The 12,083-nt window shown below is 43.4% G+C and carries 7 protein-coding genes; all 7 read left to right on the plus strand.

Features of this window, described 5'->3' with window-relative positions; translation table 11 throughout:
- Nucleotides 1–2 precede the first annotated feature (2 nt).
- The 7 genes from B3C94_RS09465 to B3C94_RS09495 all read left to right on the plus strand — a co-directional run bounded on the left by B3C94_RS09465 (nt 3) and on the right by B3C94_RS09495 (nt 12,015).
- A complete protein-coding gene (locus B3C94_RS09465) occupies nt 3–2,972 on the plus strand; it encodes a SusC/RagA family TonB-linked outer membrane protein (RefSeq protein WP_293902558.1) in 2,970 nt (989 codons plus the stop codon).
- A gap of 11 nt (nt 2,973–2,983) precedes the next feature.
- Complete coding sequence (locus tag B3C94_RS09470; protein WP_293902561.1) at nt 2,984–4,579, plus strand: RagB/SusD family nutrient uptake outer membrane protein; 1,596 nt, start codon at nt 2,984–2,986, stop codon at nt 4,577–4,579.
- Between the two features lie 30 nt (nt 4,580–4,609).
- Nucleotides 4,610–5,629 carry a SusE domain-containing protein gene (locus B3C94_RS09475; protein ID WP_293902564.1) on the plus strand — a complete coding sequence of 340 codons (1,020 nt, stop codon included), beginning with the start codon at nt 4,610–4,612 and terminating at the stop codon, nt 5,627–5,629.
- A 6-nt stretch (nt 5,630–5,635) separates the two neighbouring features.
- Nucleotides 5,636–7,498, plus strand: coding sequence for a glycoside hydrolase family 13 protein (locus B3C94_RS09480; RefSeq protein WP_293902567.1), 1,863 nt, complete (start codon nt 5,636–5,638; stop codon nt 7,496–7,498).
- A gap of 33 nt (nt 7,499–7,531) precedes the next feature.
- A complete protein-coding gene (pgmB, locus tag B3C94_RS09485; RefSeq protein ID WP_293902570.1) occupies nt 7,532–8,179 on the plus strand; it encodes a beta-phosphoglucomutase in 648 nt (215 codons plus the stop codon).
- A gap of 100 nt (nt 8,180–8,279) precedes the next feature.
- The gene (locus B3C94_RS09490) at nt 8,280–10,589 is read left to right on the plus strand and encodes a family 65 glycosyl hydrolase domain-containing protein (protein ID WP_293902573.1); all 2,310 of its coding nucleotides are present in this window, start codon (nt 8,280–8,282) and stop codon (nt 10,587–10,589) included.
- A gap of 100 nt (nt 10,590–10,689) precedes the next feature.
- Nucleotides 10,690–12,015 carry an MFS transporter gene (locus B3C94_RS09495; protein WP_293902576.1) on the plus strand — a complete coding sequence of 442 codons (1,326 nt, stop codon included), beginning with the start codon at nt 10,690–10,692 and terminating at the stop codon, nt 12,013–12,015.
- The last annotated feature ends 68 nt before the right edge of the window (nt 12,016–12,083 follow it).

The raw sequence follows: 12,083 nt of genomic DNA on the forward strand, positions 1-12,083 counted from the left end.
TTATGAACAAACAGCTACTACGTCCATTTTGGGCCCTGAACATGCTACTCGGTGTAAGTGCTTCGGCATTTGCCCAACAGGCGACGCTTCAGGGGCGGGTAATGGACCAGAATGGAAGTTCTTTGGTGGGCGCTACACTGCGCTTCGAGGAACTTCAAAAATCACTGTCTACTAAAGCGAATGGGGATTTTAGCTTGGATAGACTACAAACGGGGAAATTACGGCTGAAAGTAAGTATGGTCGGATACGCGAGCTTGGATACGTTAATTCAGGTGAAAGATGGCCTCAATCCGTTAAATTTATACCTCAAATCCAATACAAGTGCTTTGGAGGAAGTCGTTGTGATCGGGTATGGTACGCAAAAGAAAAGTGATCTTACTGGGTCGATCAGTACGGTGAGTTCCAAGGATTTTCAAAAAGGACAGATCTCTTCACCTGAGCAGCTCATTATGGGTAAAGTTCCTGGCGTGCAGATCACAACAAGTGGTGGGCAGCCCGGTGCAGGAAGCACAATCCGGATCCGTACAGGGGCTTCATTAAATGCCAGCAATGACCCGCTTATTGTTGTTGATGGAATTCCCTTGGCAGGTGGATCGGTATCGGGGGTCGCAAACCCATTGAGTTTGATTAACCCAAATGATATTGAAACATTCACCATCTTGAAAGATGCCAACGCAACGGCAATTTACGGTTCGCGCGCATCGAATGGTGTCATCTTAATTACGACTAAAAAAGGGAGCCGCTCGGGAACACAGATTAACTTCTCTACGCAGAATTCGCTGGCGACGGTAGCCAATAAAGTTAAATTGCTCAATGCGGACCAAATCCGAGATTATGTCAATACCAATGGCAGTGATGCAATGAAAAAGCTGCTAGGAACTGCAAATACCGATTGGCAGGATGTGATCTATGGCAATGCATTTACAACGGATAATAATATTAACATCGCTTCCAAAGCTGGAAATATGCCTTATCGTATTTCTGCAGGTTATATGAATCAGGATGGGGTGCTGAAAAATGACAACTTAAAACGGACGACTGCGGCATTGGCCTTGACACCGAAATTTTTGGACAATCACCTTTCGCTGGATGTGAATGTACGTGGTACTTGGTCGAAATCCAAATTTGCAACGCAAGACGCGATCGGAACAGCGATTCAATTTGATCCGACACAACCGGTTTTTGTCGAAGATAAAAATAGTTTTGGCGGGTATTATGAATGGATCCAAGGGGGTAAACCTAATCCAAATGCGCCACGAAACCCACTGGCTTTGTTGGATCTGCGGAAAGACAATGGCGACGTATTTAGAAGTATTGGAAATGCGAAAGTGGACTATAGTTTTCATTTTCTTCCGGAACTGCATGCTAACCTAAATGTAGGTTATGATTTGGCCCGCTCAAAGGGGAATACATTCACCCCTGCGATAGCTGCCCGCAACTTTAATGAGGGCGGTGAAAGAACGCAGTATAAAACCGATATCAATAATAAAACCCTTGAGTTCTACCTCAAGTATGATAAGGAATTGCCTGCAATCAAAAGCAATATTGATGCGACGTTAGGTTATGGCTATTATAAAAATAGCAGTAAAGTCTACAACTTTAACCGTACAAATGCCGAAGGGGATAAAATACTCAATGAACCAACGAGAGCTTTTGATAAACCCGAAAATTTATTGATCTCCTATTATGGGCGTCTAATCTATACCTACGATAATCGCTATGTGGTTTCAGGAACATTACGGGCAGATGGTTCTTCCCGTTTTAGTCCGGATAATCGCTGGGGATATTTTCCTTCAGTCGGTTTTACCTGGCGGGCGAAAAATGAAGGGTTTTTAAAGGAAATTGCGGCAGTATCAGAGCTGAAACTTCGTTTAAGTTATGGAAAAACCGGGCAGCAAGATGGTATAGCCAACTATTCTTATTTACCTAATTATACTATCAGTGGCAACGAGTCCATGTACCGTTTTGGTGATGAGTACTATTATTTAAATTCTCCTGTAGCCTATGATAAGGACATACGCTGGGAAAATACCACAACCTACAACGCTGGCGTTGATTTTGGTTTTAGCGACAACCGAATTTATGGTAGTGTGGATTATTATTCGAAAAAGACCAAAGACCTACTCAGTACGATTCCTGTTGCCGTAGGTTCGAACTTTAGCAATTTCCTATTGACTAACGTCGGTAATATGGAAAACCAGGGTTTAGAATTTAATTTACATTTTATTCCTGTAAAAACAGATAATTCGACCTTGGATATAGGTTTTAATCTGACCTACAATAAAAGTAAAGTAACCAATCTGACGCAGAGTGATGATCCAAACTTTATCGTAGAGACAGGCGGAATCCGTGGTGGTACAGGCGGAAATATTCAGGCACATAAGGTTAATTTTATGCCAAATAGTTTCAATGTATTCCAGCAAGTGTACGATAGCCAGGGGCATCCTGTCGAAGGTGTCTATGTAGACCGTAATGGAGACGGAGTCATCAGCGATAACGACCGTTATTTGTACAAATCACCTTTACCTAAATATCTTTTGGGTTTCACAGCTGCTTATAGCTACAAAAAATGGTCGGCAACGACGGTGTTGCGTGCCAATCTGGATAATTATGTCTACGATAATGTTTCCTCTAACCTAGGCAGCGGGGCGAATATCAATGATCAAGCAGTTTTGGTCATTAACAATGCTCCTGTAGATTTTTTCAATACCAATTTCTTGCTCAAACAGCTTAGAAGTGACTACTATATCAAGAACGCTTCATTCCTGAAGATGGATAATATCAACTTAAGCTACAATCTAGGGAAGTTTCTCCGGAATAGTAAGGCTTCCATGTCAATTTCTGCAACCGTCCAAAATGTATTTACCATCAGTAAGTATAAAGGCGTTGACCCGGAGATATCCAATGGTATAGACGACCGTTTTTATCCTCGGCCCCGGACCTATGTTTTGGGTGTAAATGTGAATTTTTAAATGAAATAACAATGAAAAGATTAAATAAATATATAGGTGTTTGCTTGCTGGCCATGGCTTTGAGCAGCTGCCATAAGGATTTGGATTTAAAACCGACAAACGATGTAACCGCGGACGTAGCTTATCAGGACTTTAAAGGCTACACCTCGTCGTTTGCAAGATTATATGGTTCATTGACCTTAACCAGTACTTCGGGGCCGAATAACTCTGACCTAGGGGGCTTGGATGCAGGTACGTCTGATTTTTTGCGCCTTTTTTGGAATGCGCAGGAACTTACTACAGATGAGGCTGCATGTGCATGGCTCAATGACTCGGGAATTAGTGGGCTTGATTACCTGGATTTTGACGACAGCAACCCTATGCTGCGGGGTCTTTACACCCGCTGTGTCTATAGTGCCACACTTGTCAATGAATTTTTGAGAGAAAGTACGGATGCCAAATTGGCTGAGCGTGCTATTTCTGATGCAGATAAAACAGAAATAGCCTATTATCGTGCTGAAGCAAGATTCTTACGTGCTTATAACTATTGGGTACTGCTTGATTTGTTTGGAAATCCACCTTTCGTAACCGAGGAAACTCCTGTAGGCAAAATATCGCCACCGCAGATCAAAAGACCCGAGCTTTTCGCTTATGTGGAGAAAGAGTTGTTGGAGGTTGCAGGTCAGCTAAAAGGGGCCAGACAGAATGTATATGGCCGTGTGGACCAAGTCGCGGCATGGGGGCTTCTGGCCAGATTATACCTCAATGCTGAAGTCTATCTAGGTGCTGGGAATAAAAAATATAGTGAAGCCATTACATATTCAGAAAAGGTATTGAACTCGGGCTATAGCCTGGGGGCAAATTACCGGGAGCTTTTCTATGCAGATAATGATGTGAACAATCCGGAATTTATTTTTTATCTGCCTTATGATGGAACGAAAACACAGAGCAAGGGCGGTACAACTTACCTGATCAATGCGGCGATTGATGCTACCATGAATCCGACATCTTTCGGTGTACCCGGTGGCGGTTGGGCAGGAAATAGAACCCGCGATAATATAGCAACAATTTTTGGAGACTATTCCGGGGCCACAGATAAACGGGCAATGTTTCACTTAAATACAAGTGTTAAAATTGAAGACATCGCTGTTTACAAGCAGGGATTGGCAGTTACCAAATTCCGCAACGTGAACAAGGACGGTAAGACTGCTCCTCCGGCGGCTGAAGGTTTCGTTGCTTCCGTAGACTTTCCGTTGATTCGTTTGGCAGAAATGAATTTGATTTACGCTGAAGCTACCTTGCGGGGTGGTTCTGGAGGCAATTTGGCAAAAGCATTGGACTATGTCAATAAACTGCGTGTGCGAGCCTACGGTAACAACAGCGGAAACTTAACAAATCTTTCTTTGGATGATATTCTCAATGAGCGTGTGAAAGAACTATACTGGGAGGGATTTAGACGCTCAGATCTAATCCGTTACGGCAAATTTACAGGCGATAATTATCTCTGGCCTTTTAAAGGTGGCGTGCTTGCTGGTCAGGCAGTTGCAGGGTATAGAACGTTGTTTCCGCTCCCAGCTTCGGATATTATTGCGAATCCCAATCTTGTACAGAATCCAGGCTATAATTAATCGTAATCGAAAAAGAGAACTTATTAACAGATGAAAATACTACACTATATCGGAATGATCCTGACCTTGTTTGTGGTCTTCCAGAGCTGTAAAAAAGATGAAACTCAGGCGCGTCTGTCTACGGAGGATGCGGTAAAAGCAGCTGTATTAACCCTAGATAAAACCAACCTAACCCTGTCAAAAGAAAATGCAGGTGATACGGTGCTGCACCTTTCGCTGGTGCCAGCAGATTTTGGATTTCAGGCAGCGATAACCAATGTGCTCCAATTTGGGCTCAAAGGGGACAATTTTAAAACAGTAAAGGAAGTGGTCGTTCCAAGCGGACGTACGGCGATAGGCTTTACGGGTTATGAATTGAACGGTTACCTACTTGCGCTGGGCGTTCCAACAGGCGAGGCATCTGAGTTTGACATTCGCCTAAAGTCGAGTATCAATGCGAAAATTGCGGCTGTATATTCGGTTCTGTCAGGCCTTAAAGCAAGTCCTTATGCGTCGACGAGCTATTTGTATGTTCCAGGAGCCTATCAGGGATGGGATCCGGCAACAGCTGAATCTATCGTCTCCCCAACAAGTAACGGTATCTATACCGGCATTATCTTCTTTTCGGAAGCGAATTCAGAATTTAAGATTACGACGGAACGTAACTGGGCAAATTCTTACGGACAAACTGCCGATGGTAAACTCGCTTTCAATGGCGGTGGAAATATAAAAGCACCGCGTGCAGGTAATCTGGAAATCGAGGTCAATACAACAGCCAACACAATTTCATTTAAAGATCACAATTGGGGTATTATTGGCAGTGCCACACCGAAGGGCTGGGATGCCGATACGGATATGAAATTTGATAATACCAATCAAGTATGGAAGCTGACCGTTGGTTTAACAGCAGGCGAAATCAAATTCCGTAAAAATCACGATTGGGGAACCAATTTTGGAGGTGCTAACGGAAGTTTGTTGGCCGGTGGCGCCAACATCGCTGTGGCGACTGCAGGGACGTATGATATTGTCTTGGATCTCAATGCAAATACCTATACACTGACAAAGAAATAAGAACGAATGATGTTAAAAAGAAATAGAAAGACCACAACCGTATTAGTCGCACTTACTGTGCTTGGATGGAGCCCCTTATTGGGGCAATCCATTCAGCGCGTAGAACCTTTAAACTGGTGGGTAGGAATGGAAAACCCGACCCTGCAGCTCGTCGTCTATGGTCCTCAGATCGGAAAAAGCGAGGTACAGGTAGAGGATAAAGGAATCGAACTTGTCAAAGTCAATCGTGTAGAAAACCCCAATTATCTGTTTTTGGATGTAAAGGTTGCCGCTTCGGCTAAACCGGGCTGGTCAACATTTACTTTTAGCCAAGGAAAGAAAAAACTAACTTACCGCTATGAGTTAAAACAAAGAGACCAAAAAATAAAAGCGCAAGGTGTGAGCAGCGCAGATCTGATTTATCTTATTATGCCGGACCGTTTTGCCAATGGAAATAAGGCAAATGATCAGGTAAAAGGTATGTTGGATATGAGCTTAAACCGCGATTCCATGTACTTGCGCCACGGTGGCGACCTGGAGGGTATTATTGGAAAGCTCGATTATCTGCAGGATCTCGGCGTAACATCACTGTGGTTGACACCTGTATTGACCAACGATATGCCACAGGCTTCTTATCATGGCTATGCAAATACCGAAACATATCATATCGACCCTCGCTTTGGTAGCAATGATACCTATGTTCAATTGGGCGAACAGTTACACAAGCGGCAGATGAAACTGATTTTTGATGTGGTGCCCAATCATATTGGTAGCTATCATTGGACCGTGAAAGACAAACCGATGGCTGACTGGCTCAATGAGTGGCCTACGTATACCCAGACTTCCTATAAAGATCAGACCGTTTTTGACCCTTATGCCTCAGCAGAAGATAAGAAAAAAATGGTCAAAGGCTGGTTTGTGCCCACTATGCCAGACATGAACGAACAAAATCCATATGTTCAAAACTACCTGACGCAGAGTCATATCTGGTGGATAGAAACAGCTGCAATCGATGGTTTCCGGATTGACACCTATCCCTATAATGATCTTGATTTTATGGCAAAATGGACCGATCGTATTCAGCAGGAGTATCCAAAGTTTACCTTTTTTGGCGAAACATGGGTACACGGGGTTGCCAATCAGGCCTATTTTCTGGGCGGTAAACGGGTAGGGCAGGACGTGGATTCCAAGCTGATGGGCGTAACGGACTTTCAGCTTAATTATGCGATAGGTGATGCGCTCAACCAAAAGACCGAATGGACTGCCGGTGCCAATAAATTATATTCAACCTTGGCTTCGGATTATCAATACCCGCATCCCGAGCGAAATGTGCTTTTCTTGGATAATCACGATAAAGATCGTTTTTTTTCCGTTGTAGGTGAAAATGTGCAGAAATATAAATCAGCCATGGCTTGGCTATTGACCACGCGGGGTATTCCTCAGTTATATTATGGTGCTGAAATTCTGATGAAGAATTTCTCGAATCCAGATGGCTTGTTACGGGAAGATTTCCAGGGAGGTTTTGCAGGAGATAAACTAAATAAGTTTACTCTGGCCGGAAGGACAAAGGGTGAACAGGAGATGTGGACCTTTGTTCAGACCCTCGCCAATTATCGTAAACAGCACGCTGTATTGCAGACGGGAAAAACGATGCAGTATGTGCCCGAGGATGGTATTTATGTCTATTTCCGATACAACGAGCAGCAGACAATCATGGTTGTCATGAATTGCAATGACGCAGCCAAGGAGCTGAAGTTCGACCGTTTTAAAGAACGAAATAACCAGGTGAAATCCTACTTCGATATTATCCAAAAGCAAGAAACCATGCCAACAGACAATACCCTGAAGCTTGAAGCGTATGAGACGAAGGTCCTGGAGCTGAAGTTCTAACATAAATTAAATTTCTATAGCATTCATTTTTCAATGATTAATTATAATAATGTAAAAGCCGTCCTATTTGATTTGGACGGTGTGCTGGTGGATACCGCCATTTATCACTTTCAAGCTTGGCGTAGGTTGGCGGCGGAACTAGGTTATTCGTTTTCTGTGGTCGACAATGAACAGCTGAAAGGTGTAAGCCGTGTTGAATCCTTGGAACTGATTTTAAACTGGGCAGGATTGGAAAAATCCGAAACCGAGAAAGCTGTTTTGCTCACTAAAAAGAATCAATGGTACCTGGAATTGATCGAGCAGCTGAGTCCTGAACATTTGCTCGCAGGCAGTTTGGATCTATTAAAAAAACTGCGGGAAAAGGATATTCGGATAGCACTTGGTTCGGCCAGTAAGAATGCATTGGGCATTCTTGAAAAAACAGGAATTGTTGATTATTTCGACGCGTTGATTGACGGAAATGTTGTGCAGCTTTCCAAACCCAATCCGGAAGTTTTTCTGAAGGGAGCTGAGGCTTTGGGAATAGAGCCGGCATGTTGTCTAGTGCTCGAAGATGCCCAGGCTGGAATAGATGCGGCAAGGGCAGCAGGCATGCAAGTAATAGGAGTCGGACAGGCCGAACATCTTAACGGAGCCGATTTAGTGGTGGCTGATTTAGGAGCCCTAGTCGATAAATTTTAAATTTTAGGAGCAATTCAAATGTTGGAAGCAAGACCTGGATCGCATTGGCAAAGAAGACCAGCATGATCGAGGTGGATCGCGCATTGAAAAAAATAAAAAGATGAAAACATATATCAAACATAACCCTTGGCAAATTATCGAAGACACGTTTCGTCCCGAGCATAATGAATTTTCGGAAAGTATCTTCGCTATTGGTAATGGTCGGATGGGGCAAAGGGGGAATTTTGAGGAAGAGTTTAGTGGGAAGTCGTTACAGGGCTCTTACCTAGCGGGGATCTATTATCCGGACAAAACACGGGTAGGATGGTGGAAAAATGGTTATCCTGAATATTTCGCCAAGGTCATCAATTCCGTTGATTGGATAGGGCTACATATTCTTGTCAATGGTCAGCCGCTTGATCTGGCGAAAGTGACTGTTAAATCCTTTGAACGCCGTCTGGATATGCAAAATGGAATTTTATACCGAAGTTTTATCGCGGAGATGCCTGATGGGGTACAGCTTAAGGTAGAATCAAGCCGGATGTATCATCTTTTTGCTTCTGAAACGGCTTCATTGCAATATAAGATAGAAGTACTTTCGGGCAAAATAGCCTTGGAGATGAGATCTTATCTAAATGCTCAAGTTGTTAACCGTGATAGCAACTACGACGAACAATTCTGGGAAAGCACAGCACAGGGTAAGGAGGGCGATCACATTTTTGTGGCCGCACGTACCAAGAAGACAGGTTTTGAGGTTTATGCGATGCTTGAAAACAAACTGAGTTCTTCTGATGGCAGAATTGAAATACAGGATACAATTACAAGCGCTGGTTATATGGCAGAGGTTTTTACAACAGATCTCGCCGAATCTCAAATATGTTGTTTTGAGAAGCGCGTTGCTATTGTGACTTCACAAAATCATGCGGCATCCCAATTAAAAGAAGCTGCTTCGGAAAATGTACGCCAGCTAAAAACGCTGAGTTATGAGCAGCTTAAAGAAAAGCAGGCCGCAGCTTGGCAGCAGATCTGGGCAGAAAGTGACATCGAAATCAGCGGTGATGTCGCTGCACAGCAAGCGATAAGATATAATATCTTTCAGCTTAATCAGACTTATACGGGAGAGGACGAGCGCCTCAATATTGGTCCCAAAGGTTTTACAGGTGAGAAATATGGCGGTGTTACCTATTGGGATACCGAAGCTTACTGTATCCCTTTTTACCTCGCTACGCAATCGCCAAAGATCGCCCGTAATTTATTGATTTATCGTCATCAGCAATTGGGCAAGGCGATCGAAAATGCCGAAAAACTCGGCTTTACCAATGGAGCTGCACTCTATCCGATGGTGACGATCAATGGCGAGGAATGTCATAATGAATGGGAAATTACCTTTGAGGAAATTCATCGTAATGGAGCAATAGCATTTGCAATATATAATTATGTCCGTTATACTGGAGATCAGGATTACATTTGGTCCCATGGGTTGGAAGTCTTGGTAGCGATAAGCCGATTCTGGGCACAACGTGTCAATTGGAGCTCGGAACGCGAGCAATATGTGATGTTGGGCGTTACAGGACCGAATGAGTATGAAAACAATGTCAACAACAACTGGTATACCAATCGTATTGCATCCTGGTGCTTAGAATATACCTTGCACTGTTTGGAAAAACTAGAGCAGCTGGCTTCTGATAACTCAGCTTCATTAAAAGGCAAATTGGCAATCCGGACTGAAGAGCTGCAAAAATGGCAACATATTATCGATAAGATGTATTATCCTTTTGATGCGCAGCGCAATGTATTTTTGCAGCAAGATGGTTTCCTGGACAAAGATTTAATTCCTGTCGCGCAACTAGATCCAGCTCAACGTCCGATCAACCAGCATTGGAGCTGGGATAGGATTCTTCGTTCTTGTTACATCAAACAGGCGGATGTATTGCAGGGCTTTTATTTTCTTGAAGAACAGTTTGATGTGGAGGCACTACAGCGGCATTATGAATTCTATGAGCCATTCACGGTACACGAAAGCTCTCTTTCGCCTTGCGTACATGCAATATTGGCGGCCAAGCTTGATAAACCTGAGAAAGCTTATGAGTTTTATCTGCGGACCGCACGCCTTGATCTGGATGATTATAACAACGATACCGAAGATGGCCTGCACATTACTTCCATGGCCGGTACTTGGATGACCATTGTAGAAGGTTTTGCCGGCATGCGGATTAAGGATGGAAAGCTCTATTTGAACCCGATGTTACCGAAAGAATGGGCGGGATACAAATTCCGTGTTTTATTTCGCGGAGCGACCTTGTCAATTGCTGTACATGCCGATGGTTATACGATTGAAAATATCAGTGAAACCGCAGCACAGATCCTGACAGAAACCCAAGCTTTCCTATTGGCGGGACACAGCAAAAAGCAAGTGTCTCAGGCTAGATAAATCCCTGTATTCAGCAGTGAAAGAACCGATCTTACGCTGCTGAAAATAGGAAATAAGTGATAATTAAATTGTATTTTGTCTTAAATTTTGATAGCCTATTATGGGAAAAAAACCTGAATTAAGCATTAGCCAGGTCATCAATATGAGTTTTGGGTTTTTGGGGATACAAATGGGTTTTGCTTTGCAAAATGGCAATGCCTCCCGTATTCTCCAGACATTTGGCGCTGATGTGGAACATCTCTCGCTTTTCTGGCTTGCTGCTCCGATTACGGGGATGATTGTGCAGCCTATTATAGGGCATTATAGTGATCGAACCTGGAATAAATTAGGACGTCGTCGTCCTTATATTTTAGTGGGCGCCCTGCTGACGACAATCACCTTGTTTTTAATGCCCAATGCGGCATTATTTACGGCATTGCTCACACCGCTTTGGATAGGAGCAGGATTACTGATGTTTATGGATGCCTCTATCAATGTGACGATGGAACCATTTCGAGCACTGATCGGAGATAATCTGCCGAGCAGTCAACGCAGTCTCGGTTTCTCGGTACAAACTTTTTTAATTGGTATTGGGGCCGTCTTGGGATCCCTGCTTCCTTTCATATTGACGAAATATTTTGATGTTGCTGGAACCTCTGAAGTTGGACAGGTACCGAGTAATGTTATTTACTCCTTTTATCTAGGTGGTTTTGTGCTGCTCCTGTCCGTATTGTGGTCTGTCTTCAAAACCAAAGAGTATACCCCGGCTCAACTCCAGACTTTTTCAGATACTATTGCCGGTGAAAAGGAGACGGCTCCAAAATTTGGCCTGCGATCTATTGTCAGTGATATTGCTAAGATGCCTTTGATCATGCGCAAGCTTGGCTGGGTACAATTTTTCTCCTGGTTTGCTCTTTTTATGATGTGGGTATATACCACACCGGCCATCGCAGATTCGGTTTTCTACCTTCGGGAAGGGAATCGACAGGATCTCTATATGGAGGCCGCGAATTGGGTAGGCGTACTTTTTGGTATCTATAATGGAGTTTCAGCCCTTTATGCTCTGTGTATTCCTCGGATAGCCAAACGTTTTGGACGTAGCAAAACTCATTCGCTTGGTCTTTCCATCGGCGGACTGTCCTTAATTTCTTTATTTCTGATTAAAGATGCCAATTTACTGATTCTTCCCATGATCGGTATAGGTATTGCTTGGGGAAGTATTTTGGCAATGCCCTATGCAATTTTGAGCGATCATTTGCCTGCGGGTAAAATGGGTGTTTATATGGGACTTTTTAATTTCTTTATTACTTTGCCTCAGATCGTCTGTGGCTTTTTCGGAGGCATGATTATTAAGTATTTTTTCCATAGCCAATCCATTTATGGCTTGTTGTTGGCAGGGGTGTTTATGTTATTGGCGGCGTTCTTTGTCCCCAAAAGTAAAAACTAAGCTATTATCGTAGACGTATTTCAAGTCAGGATACGTCTACGTTATCTCAACTGCCGGCCGGAAGCGTT

The organism is Sphingobacterium sp. UBA5670 (assembly GCF_002420705.1).
Lineage (GTDB): Bacteria > Bacteroidota > Bacteroidia > Sphingobacteriales > Sphingobacteriaceae > Sphingobacterium.